This is a genomic window from Micromonospora sp. NBC_00362 (assembly GCF_026342155.1).
Lineage (GTDB): Bacteria > Actinomycetota > Actinomycetes > Mycobacteriales > Micromonosporaceae > Micromonospora > Micromonospora hortensis.
Genome location: NZ_JAPENH010000001.1, coordinates 4,181,707 through 4,200,353, shown reverse-complemented (window position 1 = coordinate 4,200,353; position 18,647 = coordinate 4,181,707). Strand labels below are relative to the sequence as shown.

The following is an 18,647-nucleotide window of genomic DNA, read 5'->3' as shown; positions in this document are numbered from 1 at the left end:
CGAACAACCTGGCATGACGAGTCATTCGCCTTTGTGGGAGGTCTTCGTGCGGGCCCGGCGCGGGCTGTCGCACACGCACGTCGGCAGCCTGCACGCCCCCGACGCCGAGCTTGCCCTGCGCAACGCCCGCGACCTCTACACCCGCCGCCAGGAGGGCGTGTCGATCTGGGTGGTGCCGGCCGGCGCGATCACCGCGTCCAGCCCGGACGAGAAGGACTCCTTCTTCGACCCGGCCGCCGACAAGGTCTACCGCCATCCCACCTTCTACGAGGTGCCGGACGGGGTGGCCCACCTGTGAGCGAGCGGAGCGAGCGAACCAGGCAGCTCAGCAGCGGGGCGCTTCGCGCCGCCGCCGAGCGGAGCGAGGTGGTCGCGGGGAGCGAGCGAACCAGCCAGCGCAGCGAGGTGACGGCGTGAACGGGCCCTTCGACTTCACCCTCGCGCTCGCTGACGACGCGCTGATCGCGGCCCAGCGGCTGGCCGAGTGGACCACCCGCGCGCCGGAGATGGAAGAGGACATCGCGCTGGCCAACATCGCCCTCGACCAGCTCGGCGCGGCGCGGCTGCTGCTGTCGTACGCCGGCGAGCTGGAGGGCGCCGGCCGCGACGAGGACGCGCTGGCGTACCTGCGCGACGACCGCGAGTTCCGCAACGCGCTACTGGTCGAGCTGCCCAACGACGACTTCGCGGTGACGATGGCGAAGCTGTTCTTCCTGGCGGCGTACCAACTGCCGCTGTACACGGCGCTGGCCGGCTGCGCGGACGAGCGGTTGGCCGCGATCGGCGCGAAGGCGCGCAAGGAGTCGGCGTACCACCTGGACCACGGCGCGCTGTGGGTGAAGCGGCTCGGTGACGGCACCGAGGAGTCGCATCGTCGGATGCAGGCGGCCGTCGACCAGGTGTGGCCGTACACCCACGAGTTGTTCGCCGCGGACCCGGCGGCGCCGGTCGACCCGGCCACAGTGCGGCCGGCGTTCGACGAGGTCGTCGGCCCGGTGCTGGCCGAGGCGACGCTCACCCAGCCGGACAGCGCCTGGGCCCCCGCCGGTGGGCGGGCCGGTGTGCACACCGAGCACCTGGCCTACCTGCTCGCCGAGATGCAGGTGCTGCACCGCGCCCACCCAGGAGCGACGTGGTGAGCGCGATGAGCGCGAGCCCCGCAATCGCGAACCGCGCCGGCAGGGCGAGCGCACGGGAGGCCGCCGCGAGCGTCGTGGACCCGGAGATCCGGGTCATCACCATCGACGAGCTGGGCATCCTGCGGGCGGTCGAGGAGGACCCGGCCAGTGGTCGGGTCACCGTCACCATCACCCCGACCTACACCGGCTGCCCGGCGATGGACGTGATCCGGGCCGACATCCGCCGCGCGCTGGCCGCCGCCGGCCACCCGGACGCGCAGGTCCAGACGGTCTACAGCCCACCGTGGAGCACCGACTGGATCTCCGAGCGTGGGCGGGCCAAGCTCGCCGCCGCCGGGATCGCCCCGCCGGCCCCGGTACGCACCGCCGGCGTCGTCTCGCTGACGCTCGCGGTCCGCTGCCCGCAGTGCGGTTCACCGGAGACCGAGCAGGTCAGCCGGTTCGGTTCCACAGCGTGCAAGGCGTTGTGGCGGTGCCGTTCCTGTTCCGAACCCTTCGACCACCTGAAGGCGCTGTGACTGTCACCATCACCCGCCCGGTTCGCCGCCGGCCGGTCTTCCACCCGTTGTCCGTCGCCGCCGTCGACCGGCTCACCGAGGACTCCGTGGCGGTGACCTTCGCCGTACCCGAGGAACTGCGGGAAACCTTCGCGTTCCGCGCCGGCCAGCACCTCACAGTGCGGCGAGCCGCGGAGGACGGCACTGACGTGCGCCGGTCGTACTCGATCTGCTCCACCCCCGACGACCTGGCCCGGCACGGCCGGTTGCGGATCGGGGTACGGGAGATCCCCGGCGGCGCCTTCTCGGCGTTCGCCTGCGGGGCGCTGCGCGGTGGCGACACCGTCGAGGTGCTGCCGCCGCTGGGCACCTTCACCACGGCGTTCGCGCCGGACCGCGCGCGGCACTACGGCGCGGTCGTCGCCGGCTCCGGCATCACCCCGGTGCTCGGGCTGGTCGCGACCGCCCTGGCCGTCGAGCCGGCCAGCACCTTCACAGTGGTGTACGGCAACCGCACGGCGAACACCGTGATGTTCGCCGAGGAGTTGGCCGACCTGAAGGACCGTTACCCCACCCGGCTGCACCTGGTGCACGTCCTCTCCCGGGAACAGGGCGAGTCGCCGCTGCTCTCCGGTCGGATCGACGCCGAGCGGCTGGGCCGGTTGCTGGGCACCATCGTGCCGGGCGACCTGATCGAGGAGTGGTTCCTGTGCGGCCCGTACGGCATGGTGGTCGACGTCCGGGATGTGCTGACCGCACGCGGGCTGCCCGAGTCGGCGGTGCGTACCGAGCTGTTCCACGTCGACACGCCACCGGAGCCGGTGCGCCGACCCGTCGATCAGGTGGGCGCCGGGGCCGAGGTGACCATCGTGCTGGACGGCCGGTCGTCGAGCTTCACCATGGGTCGCGAGGAACGGGTGTTGGACGCCGCGCTGAAGGTGCGGGGTGAGCTGCCGTACGCCTGCAAGGGTGGCGTCTGCTCGACCTGCAAGGCGAAGGTCGTCGACGGCGCGGTCACGATGGCCCGCAACTACGCGCTGGAGCCCGACGAACTGGCCGCTGGCTACGTGCTGACCTGCCAGTCCAGCCCGACCACCGACAAGCTCACCGTCGACTACGACGCATGACGACGCCGAACGCCAATGCCTTTCCGCGATCTTGCAGTTTCGGTCGCCGATACGCACGGAATGCCCCGTGTGTCGCGACAGTAAATGCAAGATCGCGGAGTGGTGTGGGGGTGGCCCCGTTTCGGTGCTGCCTCCAGCGCGATCCAGCCCTGTGCGGAGCGAGTCACAGCCTTAAGCACCCCTCAGGGCCAAGGCGGGTGACCGGCGTAGGCTCGGGGTGTGACGGTGAGCCGGGAGATCGACGACATCCTGCAGCGCGGCGCGGACGGCGGGCGGATCACGCCCGAGGAGGCGCTGCTGCTCTACACCGAGGCGCCCTTCCACGCGTTGGGCGAGGCGGCGGACGCGGTGCGTCGGCGACGCTACCCGGACAACGTCGTCACGTACCTGATCGACCGCAACATCAACTACACGAACGTCTGCGTGACGGCGTGCAAGTTCTGCGCGTTCTACCGGGCGCCCAAGCACAAGGAAGGGTGGACCCACCCGACCGAGGAGATCCTTCGCCGCTGCGGCGAGGCGGTCGAACTGGGCGCCACCCAGGTGATGCTCCAGGGCGGGCACCACCCGGACTACGGCGTGGAGTACTACGAGGAGCTGTTCTCCTCGGTCAAGCAGGCGTACCCGCAGCTGGTCATCCACTCGATCGGCCCCAGCGAGATCCTGCACATGGCCAAGGTCTCCGGGGTGAGCCTGGACGAGGCCATCGCCCGGATCAAGACCGCCGGCCTGGACTCGATCGCCGGTGCCGGCGCGGAGATGCTGCCCGAGCGGCCCCGCAAGGCCATCGCCCCCCTCAAGGAGTCGGGCGAGCGCTGGCTGGAGGTCATGGAGCTGGCCCACCGGCAGGGCATCGAGTCGACCGCCACCATGATGATGGGCACCGGCGAGACGCACGCCGAGCGGATCGAGCACCTGCGCATGATCCGCGACGTGCAGGACCGCACCCGCGGCTTCCGGTCGTTCATTCCGTGGACGTACCAGCCGGAGAACAACCACCTCAAGGGCCGCACCCAGGCGACCACGCTGGAATACCTGCGCCTGGTCGCGGTGGCCCGGCTCTTCTTCGAGACCGTGCCACACCTGCAGGCGTCCTGGTTGACCACCGGCAAGGACGTCGGGCAGCTCTCGCTGCACATGGGCGTGGACGACCTCGGCTCGATCATGCTGGAGGAGAACGTCATCTCCTCCGCCGGTGCCCGGCACCGCTCCAACCTGCACGAGCTGATCGGCATGATCCGCTCCGCGGACCGGATCCCGGCGCAGCGCGACACCCTCTACCACCGGCTCGCCGTGCACCACACGCCGGCCGACGACCCGACCGACGAGCGGGTGGTCTCGCACTTCTCCTCGATCGCGCTGCCCGGCGGCGGGGCGGGGAAGTCCCTGCCCCTGGTGGACGTCAGCTGACTGTCGGCACCCGGCCGTTCGGCTGATCGACGCTCATGCTCCCGCCGGATCACCCCGGCGGTACGGGTGGTCCCCGCCGCCGCAGCGTCAGCCTCTCCGGTGCGGGGCTGGTGGAGATGATCGTCGGCGGCTAGCGTCCCGGCTCATATCCGTCACCACGTCGACGGACGAGGCTGTCCTCCATCGGCCCGCTGCGGGTCGTTCATATAACGCACGGCAGTACGGGCGGGATGGGTGACCATCCCGCCCGTACTGTCTGCGCAGCTCGGACCGGACGGTTGAAAACGGCTCCGCCTGCTGGCGTGGAAGATCGGCCTCCGATAACGTCCGCTCGTTCCGCAACCATTCTTTCTTCCCTACCCCCGGGGGACTGATGACAGCGTTCCACCGCTCGACGCTGGTGCGCGCCAGTGTCGTGGCGCTGCTCGCGGCCGGCGGCATCGCCGCAGTGGCCGCTCCGGTGCTGGCGGCCGAGGAGGCCGATCTGGCCCTGGTGCCGCTCAGCTACAACCTGGCCAAGGGTGTGACGGAAGCCAAGAGCAAGCCGTTCAAGTTCTCCGTCGACAACACCCGGAGCAAGGAAGACGCCAAGGGCGTCAGTTACACGGTGGACACCAGCAAGCTGAAGACGAACAAGGTCCGGGTCGTGGTGCCCGACGGCTGCCGGGTGAACGGCAAGAAGTTCACCTGCCGCCTCGGCGACCTGGCCGCCGGCACCAGCGAGGACTTCGGTATCCCGATCTTCTCCACCGGTGGTAGGGGCGCCGCCGGCACTCTGGTGGTCACCATCCGCTCGGCCACCGAGGACCCCAACGAGGACGACAACAAGGTCCAGCACGACATCACCGTCACCGAGCCCGGGTACGACCTGACCAGTTGGGTGCAGGACGTCAACGCGAACGTCGTGGTGAACGGCGTCAACGGCGACGACCCCGACCTTCGGCCGGTGCGGCCGGGCGAGACGGTGCCGGTCGACTGGGCGGTCTACAACGACGGCAGCCGCAAGGCCACCGGCCTCGCCTACGTGCTGACCCTCCCGGCGGGCGTCACCTTCGACACCCTGCCGGACACGTGCACCACGCAGACCTTCGGCGTCGTTCAGGCGCTCTGCCAGGACGACGGCGCGGTGATCCGGCCCGGTGACTACTACTCCGCGGACATCAGGGTGACCGTCGGCAAGAACGTCACCGAGCCGGTGCTGCGGGTCGGTGAGCTGGTGGCGCACGGCCTGGACGCGGCAGCCGGCAAGCCCGAGGAGCAACCGCGGCGGGCCAACACCGCCCAGCGGAAGGCCTTCACCGAGATCGACGAGGGCGACAACCAGGCGATCTTCGACGTCTTCGTCGACCAGGCCGTCGACCCGACGCCCACACCCACCCCGACTGTCACTCCGACGGAGACGCCGACCCCGACGCCGACGGTGACCCCGACGGAGACGCCGACGGTCACCCCGACCCCGACCCCGACCCCGACGGTCACTCCGACGGAGACGCCGACGCCGACTGTCACTCCGACGGAGACGCCGACGCCGACTGTCACTCCGACGGAGACGCCGACGCCGACGGTCACTCCGACGGAGACGCCGACGCCGACGCCGACGGTGACCCCGACGGAGACGCCGACGCCGACGCCGACGGTCACTCCCACGGAGACGCCGACCCCGACGCCGACGGTCACTCCGACGGTCACCCCGACCCCGACGGAGACGCCGACGCCGACTGTCACTCCGACGAAGACGCCCACGGTCACGCCGACCCCGACTCCGACGGAGACGCCGACGGTCACGCCGACCGCGACGGTGAACCCGACCGCGACGGCCACGCCGACGCCGATCCCCAGCGGTACGACGACGCCGGGCACTACCGTCTCGCCGGGTGCCGGTGGTGGCTCCGCCGGTGGTGGCTCGGGCGGCGGCGGCCTGCCGGTGACCGGTGTGCAGGTCGGCCTGATCGGTGGCATCGGCGTGATCATCCTGCTGGTGGGTGGGGCGCTGCTGGTGCTCACCCGTCGCCGCAAGGTGGTCCTGGTCTCGCCGACCGACGAGAAGTCGACCGACTGACACCGGTGCCCTGACCGGCGGCGCTCAGGCGAGGCGCGGCCGCGACGGATGCGACCGCGACGGATGCGACCGCGACAGGCGTTCTGACCGAGGTGTCACGGACGCGGGCAGGACGCGAGGGCGGGGTGGGCGACCACCCCGCCCTTTCGCGTACGGGATGCGTGCCGCCCACCCAGCGAACGTCGGTTGGTGGGCGGCTGGCAGAGTGAGGGGGTGAGCCGTACCCCGCAGGGCCAGCGCGCCAGTCTGGACAAGCAGCCGCACGAGGTCGCCGCGATGTTCGACGGCGTGGCAGAGCGTTACGACCTGACCAACACGGTGATCTCGCTGGGTCAGGATCGCTCCTGGCGTCGGGCCACCAGGGCCGCGCTCGGGCTGCGGCCGGGCGAGCGGGTGCTGGACGTGGGGGCGGGCACCGGCGTCTCGACGCGCGAGCTGGCCCAGTCCGGGGCGTACGCGGTCGGGGTCGACCTGTCACTCGGCATGCTGCACACCGGCAAGCGGGCCCGGCCCGAGGTGCCGCTGCTGGCCGGAGACGCGCTGCGGCTGCCGTTCGCCGACGCCAGCTTCGACGCGGTGACCATCTCCTTCGCGCTGCGCAACGTCAACGACACCGACGCGGCGCTGCGTGAGCTGGCCCGGGTGACCCGGCCGGGCGGCCGGCTGGTGGTCTGCGAGTTCAGCACCCCGGTCAACCCGGTCTTCCGGACGGTGTACCTGTCGTACCTGATGCGGTCGCTGCCGGCGGTGGCCCGCACGGTGTCGAGCAACCCTGAGGCGTACGTCTATCTCGCCGAGTCGGTCCGGGCCTGGCCGGCGCAGTCCGCGCTGGCTGGCCGAGTGGCCGCTGCCGGGTGGGGGCGCGTGGCGTGGCGCAACCTGACCGGTGGCGTGGTGGCCCTGCACCGGGGGATCCGCGAGTAGCGGACGGACCGCACCGACCGGTATGGACATTATTCAGGTTCCGTAAATATCGGTCTTTAGTCCACTTTGCCCGGTACGCTCGATCGCATGACCGGAGCAGACCCGGCGGACCCGGTGGCCGCCACCGACGACGACGCGGCCGAACTCATCTCCCAGTTGCGCGAGTTGGCCGGGGCCGATCCGGCGGAGGTCCGGCAGGTGGTCGCCGAGGTGTTGGCGGCACTGGACCGGGCGGCGGGTGGGGCGCTCCGCGAGCATCTGCCGGAGACAATTCGGGTCGATGCGGGCCTGGACGCCTCCAGTCCGGCCTGACACCTGACCGCTGTGGACGGTCATGAGCTGTCACATCGGCGAGTTAGGTACCCCTGATCCTGCGCTGGTATGACGCCGGTCATACACTCGTCCCGTCTGGCTTGTGAAGCATTTCACGAGCGTGCGGGAGGAGGCGCGAATGACCGCGGTGGAACACGACGCCGACGTCATTGTCGTGGGCGCCGGTCCCGGTGGATCAGCTACTGCGTACCACCTGGCCCGGCACGGCGTACGGGTGCTGTTGTTGGAGAAGACCGAGTTCCCCCGGGAGAAGGTCTGCGGCGACGGGTTGACCCCGCGCGCCGTCCGTCAGCTCATCCGGATGGGTGTGGACACCTCGCCCGAGGCGGGCTGGCTGCACAACCGCGGCCTGCGGGTCATCGGTGGCGGGGTGCGTCTCGAACTGGACTGGCCGGAGCTGGCCAGCTTCCCCAACTACGGTCTGGTGCGCACGCGCCTGGACTTCGACGACCTGCTCGCCCAGCGGGCGGTGGCCGCCGGCGCGAAACTCCGGACCAGCGTCAACGTGCTGGGCCCGGTGCTCGACGGCGATGGCCGCGTCACCGGCGTCGAGGCGGAGGTCGGGCCGGGCAAGGAGCCCACCACCTTCCGCGCCCCGCTGGTCGTCGCGGCGGACGGCGTCTCCGGCCGGTTCCCGCTCGCGCTCGGGCTGGCCAAGCGGGAGGACCGGCCGATCGGCGTCGCTGTGCGCCGCTACTACCGCTCGCCGGCCAAGCACGAGGACAACTACCTGGAGTCCTGGCTGGAGCTGCGCAGCAAGGACAGCGGCGACAATTTGCTACCCGGGTACGGCTGGATCTTCGGCCTCGGTGACGGGCGGGTCAACGTCGGGCTCGGCGTGCTCAACTCGTCCTCGGCGTTCGGCAAGACCAACTACCGCCGGCTGCTCACCGACTGGCTCGCCAACACCCCGGAAGACTGGGGGATGACCGACGAGACCAACGCCGACGGCCCGATCCTCGGTGCCGCGCTGCCGATGGGCTTCAACCGGGTGCCCCACTACACCCGGGGCGTGCTGCTTGTCGGCGACTCGGGCGGCATGGTCAACCCGTTCAACGGTGAGGGCATCGCGTACGCGATGGAGTCCGGCGAACTGGCCGCCGAGGCCATGGTCCAGGCCCTCGCCCGTCCTGCCGGCCCGGAACGCGAGCGTGCACTGCTGGCGTACCCGAACGAGCTGAAGGCCCGGCTCGGCGGCTACTACCGGCTGGGCGGGATCTTCGTGAAACTGATCGGCCGCCCCGAGATCATGCGGATCGCCACCAAACACGGCATGCCGCACCCGACGCTGATGCGTTTCGTGCTCAAGCTGTTGGCCAACCTGACCGACCCGCGCGGCGGGGACGCGATGGATCGGGTCATCAACGCGATGACGAAGGCCGCCCCAGCCGTATAAGTAGGACGGCATCGGCGCTGGTCACGGCGCCGATGCCGACAAAGATCGACCCCCGCCGACTGCCACTGCGAGGGACGTGAATAGTGTGATTTTCGTCAAGCACCGAGGGCAGGGAAGGACGAGCAGGAGAAAACGATGTCGCTCTCGCCTTACGCACCGATCATCGGGCTGTTCGCCCTCGCCGCGGCGTTCTCGCTGTTTTCCGTTGGCGCCGCCCGCTTCGCCGGTCCCCGTCGCTACAACAAGGCCAAACTCGAGGCTTACGAGTGCGGCATCGAGCCCAGCCCGCAGCCGGTCGGCGGCGGGCGGTTCCCGATCAAGTTCTACCTGACGGCGATGCTCTTCATCGTCTTCGACATCGAGATCATCTTCCTCTACCCCTGGGCGGTCTCGTTCGACGCTCTGCCGATCTTCGGCTTCGTGGAGATGGTCCTGTTCATCGTCGCGGTCTTCGTTGCGTACGCCTACGTGTGGCGGCGCGGCGGCCTGGACTGGGACTGAGGAAGGAACGTCAGATGGGCATCGAGGAGAAGCTTCCCGCCGGCGTCCTGCTCACCTCGGTGGAGAAGCTGGTCAACTGGTCTCGGAAGTCGTCCGTGTGGGGCGCCACCTTCGGCCTGGCCTGCTGCGCCATCGAGATGATGGCCGCCGGTGGTCCGCACTACGACATGGGCCGCTGGGGCATGGAGGTCTTCCGGGCGTCGCCCCGGCAGGCCGACCTGATGATCGTGGCCGGCCGGGTGAGTCAGAAGATGGCCCCGGTGCTGCGCCAGATCTACGACCAGATGGCCGAGCCGCGCTGGGTGCTCTCCATGGGCGTCTGCGCCAGCAGCGGCGGCATGTTCAACAACTACGCCATCGTGCAGGGCGTCGACCACGTGGTGCCTGTCGACATGTACCTGCCCGGCTGCCCGCCCCGGCCGGAGATGCTCATCGACGCGATCCTCAAGCTCCGCGAGAAGATCATGTATGAGCCGCTGGGCCCGAACGGCCGCAAGATGCTGGCGGCCCGCCAGGAGCGCGGTGACGTTCCGATCGTGCCCTACGGCTCGATGCCCTCCTCGTACCGCAGCGACAAGGCCCGGCGCGCCGAGTGGACCCGGGCGGTCCGCGAGGGCCGCGAGGAGCAACTGCGCATCGAGAACTGGATGAACGCTCAGAACCACCTCCACCCGCAGGCAGGCCCGAAATGACGTCACCCACGGACAAGCCAAACGACGGCGGCGTACCGCTGCCTGTGGTGCCGGCCGGCGCCACCAGTGGCGCCCCCGCCGAGTTCCCGCCGGCCAGTCCGGCCGGTCGCGGGATGTTCGGCAACCAGGGCACCGGCGACGTGTCCGGCTACGGCGGCCTGGTCCGCCAGCGCCAGCCCATCGAGGAGGCGTCCCGGCCGTACGGGGGCTACTTCGACGAGGTCCGCGACGCGCTGGAGGAGGCGTACCCGGCCTTCAACGACGCGATCGAGAAGGTAGTGGTCGACAGGGGTGAGCTGACCCTGCACGTACGCCCGGAGCGGATCGCCGAGGTGTGCCAGGTGATGCGGGACGACCTGGCGCTCCGGTTCGAGCTGTGCTCCTCGGTGTCCGGTGCGGACTACCTGGGCGCCGACGAACGCCGGCTGCACGTGGTCTACCTGCTCACCTCGATGACGTACCGGCGGCGGGTCCGGCTGGAAGCCGCGGTCTCCGTCGAGGCCCCGCACCTGCCCAGCGTCACCGCCATCTACCCGACGGCGGACTGGCAGGAGCGTGAGGCGTACGACATGTTCGGCATCGTCTTCGACGGCCACCCCAACCTGACCCGGATCCTCATGCCGGACGACTGGGAGGGCCACCCGCAGCGCAAGGACTACCCGCTCGGCGGTGTGCCCGTCGAGTACAAGGGCGCGGAGATCCAGCCGCCGAACGAGCGGAGGTCGTACCAGTGACGACGTCGAACTACGCGAGCGAGCGCGAGACCGACGAGGGTCGGGTCTTCACCGTCACCGGTGGGGACTGGGACACGATCGTCTCGGGCACCGACCCGATCAACGACGAGCGGATCGTTGTCAACATGGGTCCGCAGCACCCGTCCACGCACGGGGTGCTGCGGCTGATCCTGGAGCTGGAGGGCGAGACGGTCCGCGAGGCCCGCTCGGTCATCGGCTACCTGCACACCGGCATCGAGAAGAACCTCGAATACCGCAACTGGGTCCAGGGTTCGACGTTCGTGACCCGGATGGACTACCTCGCCCCGATCTTCAACGAGACGGCGTACGCCCTCGCGGTCGAGAAGCTGCTCGGCATCACCGACGACATCACCGAGCGGGCCACCACCATCCGCGTGCTGATGATGGAGCTCAACCGGATCTCGTCGCACCTGGTCTGGCTGGCCACCACCGGCATGGAGCTGGGCGCGATCTCGATCATGCTGTACGGCTTCCGTGAGCGGGAGTACATCCTCGACATCTTCGAGACCATCACCGGCCTGCGGATGAACCACGCGTACGTGCGGCCGGGCGGTGTGGCTCAGGACGTGCCGGACGACGCGATCGTCAAGATCCGCGAGTTCCTCAAGATGATGCCGAAGAAGCTCAAGGAGTACGAGGACCTTCTCTCCGGCCAGCCGATCTGGACCGAGCGGACGAAGAACGTCGCGGTGCTGGACGTCACCGGCTGCGTGGCGCTCGGCATCACCGGCCCGGTGCTGCGCTCCGCCGGCCTCGCCTGGGACCTGCGCAAGACCATGCCGTACTGCGGCTACGAGACGTACGAGTTCGACGTGCCGACCCACCCCGACGGTGACGTGTGGGGTCGCTACCAGGTCCGGCTCGCCGAGATCCGGGAGTCGATGAAGTTGGTCGAGCAGGCGCTGGACCGGCTCCGTCCGGGCCCGGTGATGGTCGCCGACCGCAAGATCGCCTGGCCGGCGCAGCTCGCCATCGGCGTGGACGGCATGGGCAACTCGCTGGAGCACGTCGCGAAGATCATGGGTCAGTCGATGGAGTCGCTGATCCACCACTTCAAGCTGGTGACCGAGGGCTTCCGGGTCCCGCCCGGCCAGGTGTACGTCGCCATCGAGGCGCCCCGCGGCGAGCTGGGCGTCCACGCGGTCTCCGACGGTGGCACCCGGCCCTACCGGGTGCACTACCGGGAGCCGAGCTTCGTCAACCTGCAGGCCCTCCCGGCGATGGCCGAGGGCGGTCTGATCGCCGACGTGATCGCCGGCGGCGCCTCGTTGGACCCGGTGATGGGTGGGTGTGACAGGTGAGTGCGAGGAGTGAGCTTGCGAGCCCCGCAGTCGCGAACGGAAGGCGGCTCTGATGACGACGACTTTCACTGACGAGACCCGGGAGCGGGCGCGCGACATCATCGCCCGTTACCCGGCGGACCGGTCCCGCTCGGCGTTGCTGCCGCTGCTGCACCTGGTGCAGGCCGAAGAGGGGTACGTCTCCCCGGCCGGGGTCGCGTTCTGCGCCGAGGTGCTGGGCCTGAACAAGGCCCAGGTCGGCGCGGTGGCCACCTTCTACACGATGTACAAGCGCAAGCCGACCGGTGACTTCCTGGTCAGCGTCTGCACCAACACGATGTGCAACGTGCTCGGTGGCCAGGAGGTCTACGACACCCTCGCCGAGCACCTCGGCGTCGGGCACGACGAAACCACAGCGGACGGCACGATCACGCTGGAGCACGCCGAGTGCCTGGCGGCGTGCGACTACGGCCCGGTGATGACCGTCAACTACGACTTCTTCGACGGTGTGGACGCCTCCACCGCTGTCGGTGTGGTGGACGAGCTGCGGGCCGGCGGCCGGCCGATGCCGACCCGGGGTGCCCGGCTCTGCACGCTCAAGGAGATGGCGGTGCAGCTCGCCGGTTTCGCCGACGAGCGTGACGGTGCGGTCGCCGACGGCGGACCGGGCGAGCCCACCCTGCGCGGGCTGCGGCTGGCCCAGCAGCACGGCGTCTCGGTGCCGGGCTTCGACCCGAACACCCCGATCCGCAGCAAGGCCGAGGCCGACAAGGCTGCCGCCGAGGCGAAGGCGAAGGCGGAGGCCGCCAAGCCGGCGCCCGTCGAGGCCAGCGCGGCGCCGGTCAAGGGTGGCGACGGGGCGTCCGCCCCGACGGGGGCAGCCGGGGTCGCCGAGCCGGCGAAGCCGGCAGAGGCCACCGGGCCGGCGAAGCCGGCAGAGGCCACCGGGCCGGCGAAGCCGGCAGACGCCAGTGGCAGCACCACGCGGGACGTCAAGGCACCGGACGACAAGTCGCCGCAGGTGCGTACCGCCGAGACCCGGCAGCCGGACGCGGGCACCGCGGTGCCGGACGCCCCCGGCACCAAGGTCCCGACGGACGGCACCGGCACCGCGCCCGAGGCTGGCGACGCACGGGCGGCCGAGGCCGCCGGTGTGGCGGCCAACGCGCCGGCCGGCGACGGCAAGCCCGCCGGCGACGAGGCCGGGGCGCAGGAGCGCAACCTCACCGAAGCGAAGGCTGGCACGGACGCCGATGGCACCGGACCGGCGGACGCGAACGAAACGGGGGCCCAGAAGTGACCACTCCCCGCCCGGAGACGCTGGCCAAGCTGACGCCGGTGCTGACCAAGCGCTGGCTGTCGCCGGACGCCTGGCGCATCGGCACGTACGAGCAGTTGGACGGCTACGCCGCGCTGCGCAAGGCGCTCAAGGCGCACCCGGACGACCTGATCCAGCTGATCAAGGATTCCGGGCTGCGGGGCCGAGGCGGCGCCGGCTTCCCCACCGGCCTCAAGTGGGGCTTCATCCCACAGGGCGACGGTAAGCCGCACTACCTCGTGGTCAACGCCGACGAGGGCGAGCCGGGCACCTGCAAGGACCTGCCGCTGATGACCCACGACCCGCACGCGCTGGTCGAGGGCGTCATCATCGCGTCGTACGCGATCCGGGCCGCCCGCGCCTACATCTACATCCGGGGCGAGGCGGTGCACGCCGCGCGCCGGCTGCGCAACGCGGTCCAGGAGGCGTACGACAAGGGCTACCTGGGCCGGAACATCCTGCGCAGCGGCTACGACCTGGAGCTGGTGGTGCACTCCGGCGCCGGGGCGTACATCTGCGGCGAGGAGACGGCGCTGCTGGACTCGCTGGAGGGGTTCCGGGGTCAGCCCCGGCTGCGCCCGCCGTTCCCGGCCACCCACGGCCTGTACGCGAGCCCGACTGTGGTGAACAACGTCGGCACCATCGCCAGCGTGCCGCCGATCGTGCTCGGTGGGGCCGACTGGTGGAAGAGCATGGGCACCGAGAAGTCCTCCGGGCCGATGATCTACTCGCTCTCCGGCCGGGTCGCCAACCCGGGCCAGTACGAGTGCTCGATGGGTGTCACGCTGCGCGAGCTGCTGGAGTTGGCCGGTGGCATGCAGCCCGGTCACAACCTGCGGTTCTGGACCCCGGGCGGCTCGTCCACCCCGCTGCTCGCCGCCGAGCACCTGGACGTGCCACTGGACTTCGAGGGGGTGGCGGCGGCCGGCTCGATCCTCGGCACCACTGCCACCCAGATCTTCTCCGACCAGGACTGCCCGGTCTACGCGACGTACCGGTGGCTGGAGTTCTACCACCACGAGTCGTGCGGCAAGTGCACCCCGTGCCGTGAGGGCAACTACTGGATGGTCCGGGTCTACCGGCGGATCCTCGCCGGTCAGGGCACCCACGAAGACCTGGACACCCTGCTGGACACCTGCGACAACATCCTCGGCCGGTCGTTCTGCGGTCTGGGTGACGGCGCGACCAGCTCGGTGACCTCCTCGCTGCAGTACTTCAAGCAGGACTACCTCGACTACATCGAGGGTCGGACCGCACCCAAGCTGTCGGAGAAGACCCTGGTAGGGGCGCACTGATGACCGACGTAGCCAAGCAGACCGAGACCGTCACCCTCACCATCGACGGCGTCGAGGTCACCGCCCCCAAGGGGACGCTGCTGATCCGGGTCGCCGAGCAGATGGGCACCGAGATCCCCCGGTTCTGCGACCACCCGCTGCTGGCCCCGGCCGGCGCGTGCCGGCAGTGCCTGGTCGAGGTGGAGGGGCAGCGCAAGCCGGTCGCCTCCTGCACCCAGACCGTCGCCGACGGCATGGTCGTGCGTACCCAGATCACCTCCCCGGTCGCCAAGAAGGCGCAGGAGGGGGTGATGGAGCTGCTGCTGCTCAACCACCCGCTGGACTGCCCGATGTGTGACAAGGGCGGCGAATGCCCGCTCCAGAACCAGGCGATGTCCACCGGCCGCACCGACTCGCGCTTCCACGAGCACAAGCGGGAGTACGAGAAGCCGATGGCGATCAGCAGCCAGGTGCTGCTGGACCGCGAGCGGTGCGTGCTCTGCCAGCGGTGCACCCGGTTCTCCGAGGAGATCGCCGGCGACAAGTTCATCGACCTGATGGGCCGGTCGTCCGCCGAGGAGATCAACATCTACCGGGACGACGCGTACGGCGAAGAGGGCGACGCCGGCGACGTTCCGTTCAACTCCTACTTCTCCGGCAACACCGTGCAGATCTGCCCGGTGGGTGCGCTGACCGGTGCCCAGTACCGCTTCCGCGCCCGCCCGTTCGACCTGGTCTCCAGCCCGAGCGTCTGCGAGCACTGCTCGGCCGGCTGCGGGCAGCGCACGGACTGGCGGCGTGGCAAGGTGCTGCGACGGCTGGCCGGCGACGAGCCCGCGGTGAACGAGGAGTGGAACTGCGACAAGGGCCGCTGGGGCTTCCAGTACACCCGGGCCGCCGACCGGCTGACCACTCCGCTGGTCCGCGACGAGCACACCGGTGAACTGCGCGAGGCGTCCTGGAGTGAGGCGCTCACCGTCGCCGCCGAGGGGCTGCACATCGCCCGGGAGAGCGGGCAGGGCAGCGCGGTGCTCACCGGTGGTCGGCTGACCGTCGAGGACGCGTACGCCTACGCCAAGTTCGCCCGGGTCGCGTTGAACACCAACGACATCGACTTCCGGGCCCGCCCGGTCTCCCGCGAGGAGGCCGACTTCCTGGCCAGCTCGGTCGCCGGGGTCACCGACGTCACCTACACCGACGTGGAGAACGCGCCGGCGGTGGTACTGGTGGGCCTGGAGCCCGAGGAGGAGTGCCCGATCCTCTTCCTGCGGCTGCGCAAGGCGTACCTGAAGAAGACCCTGACGGTGTACGCGCTGGCACCCTTCGCCACTCGCGGCCTGGAGAAGCTCGGTGCCAAGCTGGCCCGGGTGGTGCCGGGCGAGGAGGCCAGCGTGCTCGCCGAGCACGCCACCGTCAGCGAGGCGCTGAGCGCACCGGGCGCGATCCTGATCGTCGGCGAGCGGCTGGCCACCGTGCCGGGTGGGCTCTCCGCCGCGGCCGACGTGGCCCGGCGTACCGGCGCGAAGCTGGCCTGGGTGCCGCGGCGCGCTGGTGACCGCGGCGCTGTCGACGCAGGCTGCCTGCCCAACCTGCTCCCCGGTGGACGCCTGGTGACCGAGCCGGCCGCCCGGGCCGAGCTGGGTGAGGCGTGGGACATCCCGGCCGGGGTGATCCCGAGCCAGGCCGGGCGGGACACCGACGGCATCCTGACCGCGGCCGCCAACGGGCAGCTCGGCGCGCTTGTCGTCGGCGGTGTCGACCCGGCCGACCTGGCCGACCCGCGACTGGCCGAGTCCGCCCTGGACGCGGTGCCGTTCCTTGTCAGCCTCGAGCTGCGCGCCAGCGCGGTGACCCGGCGGGCGAACGTGGTGCTGCCGATCGCGCCGGTGGCCGAGAAGGCCGGAAGCTTCCTGGACTGGGAAGGCCGGCTGCGCCCGTTCGAGGCGGTGCTGACCACCGCCGCGATGACCGACGGCCGGGTGCTCGACGCGCTGGCCGCGTTGCTCGACGTACGCCTCGGCACTGCCGACGTGCTGAGCGTGCGTCGTGAGCTGGCCACGCTGCCGGCGACGCGGATGTCCCGCCCGGCCGCGCCGTCGGTCGCGCCGGGGCGGGTCCCGCAGCCGAACGCCGGGGAGGCCGTGCTGGCCACCTGGCACCAGCTGGTGGACCTCGGCACCCTGACCGAGGGCGACGAGAACCTCGCCGGGACCGCCCGTCCGCCGGTGGTCCGGTTGGGTAAGGGCACCGCCGAGGCGCTCGGTGTGGTCGACGGTGACGCGGTCACCGTCGGCACCGACCGTGGGGCACTGACCCTGCCGGCGGAACTCACCGAGATGCCGGACGGCGTGGTCTGGCTGCCGACCAACTCACCCGGCTCGACAGTGCGGCGCAGCCTCGGGGCGACGTCCGGCGCGGTCGTCCGGATCTCCGTCCCCGCACCGAGTACGGCCATCCCGGCCGGACGCGTGGCGGCCGACGAGACCGGTCTCCCGGGTCCGCTCCTCAACTCCGGGGGTAACCAGTGAGCGCGAGGAGTGAACGAGCGCAGCGAGTGAGCCCCGCAGTCGCGAACGAAAGGTGGGCACAGTGAGTCCGTCCTTCCTCGCCCAGGATCCGACGCTGGCCGACTTCGGCCGGGATCCGTGGTGGCTGGTTCTCGGCAAGATTGTCTTCGCGTTCGCCTTCGGTCTGCTGGCCACCCTGCTCGGTGTCTGGTTCGAACGGCGCGTGGTCGGTTACATGCAGGTGCGGCCCGGCCCCAACCAGGTCGGCCCGTTCGGCCTGCTGCAGACCCTCGCCGACGGCCTGAAGATGGCCTTCAAGGAGGACATCCTCCCGAAGGCGGCCGACAAGGTCGTCTACTTCTTCGCCCCGACCATCTCGGTGATCTGCGCGGTCACCGCCCTGTCGGTGGTGCCGTTCGGCCCGATGGTGAGCATCTTCGGTCACCACACGCCGCTGCAGGTCACCGATGTGCCGGTGGCGGTGCTGCTGCTGCTCGCCTGCTCCTCGATGGGCGTCTACGGCATCGTGCTGGGTGGCTGGGCCTCCGGCTCGACGTACCCGCTGCTGGGTGGTCTCCGGTCGAGCGCCCAGATGATCTCCTACGAGGTCGCCATGGGGCTCAGCATCGTGGCGGTCTTCATGACCGCCGGCACGATGAGCACCAGCGGCATCGTCGCCGCTCAGGGCGACGGCACCCAGCTGACCGTCTTCGGCCAGACCATCCCGGCGCCGGGCTGGTACGCGATCCTGCTGCTGCCGAGCTTCATCATCTTCTTCATCGCCACAGTGGGTGAGACCAACCGGGCGCCGTTCGACCTGCCCGAGGCCGAGTCCGAGCTGGTCGCCGGCTTCATGACGGAATACAGCTCGCTGAAGTTCGCGCTCTTCATGCTCAGCGAGTACGTCGCGATGGTGACCATGTCGGCCGTCACCACCACCCTGTTCCTGGGTGGTTGGCGGGCACCCTGGCCGATCACCATCTGGGAGGGCGCCAACTCCGGTTGGTGGCCGATGCTCTGGTTCTTCGGCAAGGTGATCGCCCTGGTCTTCGTCTTCGTGTGGTTGCGTGGCACGCTGCCCCGGCTGCGGTACGACCAGTTCATGCGGCTCGGCTGGAAGGTGCTGCTGCCGATCAACCTGGCCTGGATCCTGGTCCTGTCGGGCCTGCGCTCCATCGAGGACTGGGACACCCGCGGCAAGGTGATCGCCGTCGGCATCCCGGCCGGCATCCTGCTGCTGGTCACGATCTTCTGGCCCAGCCGGCGCCCGAAGCCGACGCCGACGACGCAGGAACAGGTCGACAACCGGCCGCACGGGAGTTTCCCGCTGCCACCGATGGATCTTCAGGTACCACCGAGCCCGCGCATCACGCGCGTGGTCGCCGAGCGGGAGCCGGCCAACATCGTTGCCGGCTCGGACTCCAGGGAGGTGTGA

General features: G+C 70.4%; 17 protein-coding genes and 1 pseudogene. All 18 read left to right on the top strand.

The window, feature by feature from the left end:
* The first annotated feature begins 13 nt into the window (after nt 1–13).
* The 18 genes and pseudogenes from paaB to nuoH all read left to right on the top strand — a co-directional run bounded on the left by paaB (nt 14) and on the right by nuoH (nt 18,647).
* Entirely contained in the window at nt 14–298 is a 285-nt protein-coding gene (gene paaB / locus OG992_RS19255; RefSeq protein WP_238679931.1) for a 1,2-phenylacetyl-CoA epoxidase subunit PaaB, read from the top strand.
* Nucleotides 295–417 carry a hypothetical protein gene (locus OG992_RS19250; RefSeq protein ID WP_266303951.1) on the top strand — a complete coding sequence of 41 codons (123 nt, stop codon included), beginning with the start codon at nt 295–297 and terminating at the stop codon, nt 415–417. The genes paaB and OG992_RS19250 overlap by 4 nt, the downstream gene beginning before the upstream one ends.
* A complete protein-coding gene (gene paaC, locus OG992_RS19245; RefSeq protein ID WP_238684811.1) occupies nt 414–1,139 on the top strand; it encodes a 1,2-phenylacetyl-CoA epoxidase subunit PaaC in 726 nt (241 codons plus the stop codon). The genes OG992_RS19250 and paaC overlap by 4 nt, the downstream gene beginning before the upstream one ends.
* 5 nt (nt 1,140–1,144) lie before the next feature.
* A complete protein-coding gene (gene paaD / locus OG992_RS19240; RefSeq protein WP_266303950.1) occupies nt 1,145–1,657 on the top strand; it encodes a 1,2-phenylacetyl-CoA epoxidase subunit PaaD in 513 nt (170 codons plus the stop codon).
* Nucleotides 1,654–2,763: a 1,2-phenylacetyl-CoA epoxidase subunit PaaE gene (paaE, locus tag OG992_RS19235; RefSeq protein ID WP_266303949.1), complete on the top strand. Its 1,110-nt coding sequence runs from the start codon at nt 1,654–1,656 to the stop codon at nt 2,761–2,763. The genes paaD and paaE overlap by 4 nt, the downstream gene beginning before the upstream one ends.
* Before the next feature lie 219 nt (nt 2,764–2,982).
* Nucleotides 2,983–4,173, top strand: a complete 1,191-nt coding sequence (mqnC, locus tag OG992_RS19230; protein ID WP_238684808.1) for a cyclic dehypoxanthinyl futalosine synthase — start codon at nt 2,983–2,985, stop codon at nt 4,171–4,173.
* A gap of 373 nt (nt 4,174–4,546) precedes the next feature.
* Nucleotides 4,547–5,602, top strand: a pseudogene (locus OG992_RS33810) (cell wall anchor protein); the annotation flags it as partial.
* An 843-nt stretch (nt 5,603–6,445) separates the two neighbouring features.
* Entirely contained in the window at nt 6,446–7,156 is a 711-nt protein-coding gene (locus OG992_RS19220) for a demethylmenaquinone methyltransferase (protein ID WP_196920656.1), read from the top strand.
* A gap of 87 nt (nt 7,157–7,243) precedes the next feature.
* Nucleotides 7,244–7,468 (top strand): hypothetical protein, encoded by a 225-nt coding sequence (locus OG992_RS19215; RefSeq protein WP_266303947.1) that lies wholly within the window; start codon nt 7,244–7,246, stop codon nt 7,466–7,468.
* Nucleotides 7,469–7,607: 139 nt separating this feature from the next.
* Complete coding sequence (locus tag OG992_RS19210; RefSeq protein WP_266303946.1) at nt 7,608–8,885, top strand: geranylgeranyl reductase family protein; 1,278 nt, start codon at nt 7,608–7,610, stop codon at nt 8,883–8,885.
* A 135-nt stretch (nt 8,886–9,020) separates the two neighbouring features.
* Nucleotides 9,021–9,386 carry an NADH-quinone oxidoreductase subunit A gene (locus OG992_RS19205; protein WP_007454588.1) on the top strand — a complete coding sequence of 122 codons (366 nt, stop codon included), beginning with the start codon at nt 9,021–9,023 and terminating at the stop codon, nt 9,384–9,386.
* A 14-nt stretch (nt 9,387–9,400) separates the two neighbouring features.
* On the top strand, nt 9,401–10,078 hold the full coding sequence (locus tag OG992_RS19200) for an NADH-quinone oxidoreductase subunit B family protein (protein ID WP_124821345.1): 678 nt from the start codon (nt 9,401–9,403) through the stop codon (nt 10,076–10,078).
* Entirely contained in the window at nt 10,075–10,812 is a 738-nt protein-coding gene (locus tag OG992_RS19195; protein ID WP_112620361.1) for an NADH-quinone oxidoreductase subunit C, read from the top strand. The genes OG992_RS19200 and OG992_RS19195 overlap by 4 nt, the downstream gene beginning before the upstream one ends.
* Nucleotides 10,809–12,134: an NADH-quinone oxidoreductase subunit D gene (locus OG992_RS19190; RefSeq protein WP_210785487.1), complete on the top strand. Its 1,326-nt coding sequence runs from the start codon at nt 10,809–10,811 to the stop codon at nt 12,132–12,134. The genes OG992_RS19195 and OG992_RS19190 overlap by 4 nt, the downstream gene beginning before the upstream one ends.
* 52 nt (nt 12,135–12,186) lie before the next feature.
* Complete coding sequence (nuoE, locus tag OG992_RS19185; RefSeq protein ID WP_266303945.1) at nt 12,187–13,413, top strand: NADH-quinone oxidoreductase subunit NuoE; 1,227 nt, start codon at nt 12,187–12,189, stop codon at nt 13,411–13,413.
* Nucleotides 13,410–14,726: an NADH-quinone oxidoreductase subunit NuoF gene (nuoF, locus tag OG992_RS19180; RefSeq protein WP_112585688.1), complete on the top strand. Its 1,317-nt coding sequence runs from the start codon at nt 13,410–13,412 to the stop codon at nt 14,724–14,726. The genes nuoE and nuoF overlap by 4 nt, the downstream gene beginning before the upstream one ends.
* Nucleotides 14,726–17,233 (top strand): NADH-quinone oxidoreductase subunit G, encoded by a 2,508-nt coding sequence (locus OG992_RS19175; protein ID WP_238684804.1) that lies wholly within the window; start codon nt 14,726–14,728, stop codon nt 17,231–17,233. The genes nuoF and OG992_RS19175 overlap by 1 nt, the downstream gene beginning before the upstream one ends.
* Before the next feature lie 61 nt (nt 17,234–17,294).
* Complete coding sequence (nuoH, locus tag OG992_RS19170; RefSeq protein WP_238684803.1) at nt 17,295–18,647, top strand: NADH-quinone oxidoreductase subunit NuoH; 1,353 nt, start codon at nt 17,295–17,297, stop codon at nt 18,645–18,647.

Bases quoted from the DNA above. Each gene is read 5' to 3' on its own strand.
- paaB (WP_238679931.1), top strand. From the start codon at position 14: ATGACGAGTCATTCGCCTTTGTGGGAGGTCTTCGTGCGGGCCCGGCGC.
- paaD (WP_266303950.1), top strand. From the start codon at position 1,145: ATGAGCGCGAGCCCCGCAATCGCGAACCGCGCCGGCAGGGCGAGCGCA.
- OG992_RS19215 (WP_266303947.1), top strand. From the start codon at position 7,244: ATGACCGGAGCAGACCCGGCGGACCCGGTGGCCGCCACCGACGACGAC.
- OG992_RS19210 (WP_266303946.1), top strand. From the start codon at position 7,608: ATGACCGCGGTGGAACACGACGCCGACGTCATTGTCGTGGGCGCCGGT.
- OG992_RS19205 (WP_007454588.1), top strand. From the start codon at position 9,021: ATGTCGCTCTCGCCTTACGCACCGATCATCGGGCTGTTCGCCCTCGCC.
- OG992_RS19200 (WP_124821345.1), top strand. From the start codon at position 9,401: ATGGGCATCGAGGAGAAGCTTCCCGCCGGCGTCCTGCTCACCTCGGTG.
- OG992_RS19195 (WP_112620361.1), top strand. From the start codon at position 10,075: ATGACGTCACCCACGGACAAGCCAAACGACGGCGGCGTACCGCTGCCT.
- nuoE (WP_266303945.1), top strand. From the start codon at position 12,187: ATGACGACGACTTTCACTGACGAGACCCGGGAGCGGGCGCGCGACATC.
- OG992_RS19175 (WP_238684804.1), top strand. From the start codon at position 14,726: ATGACCGACGTAGCCAAGCAGACCGAGACCGTCACCCTCACCATCGAC.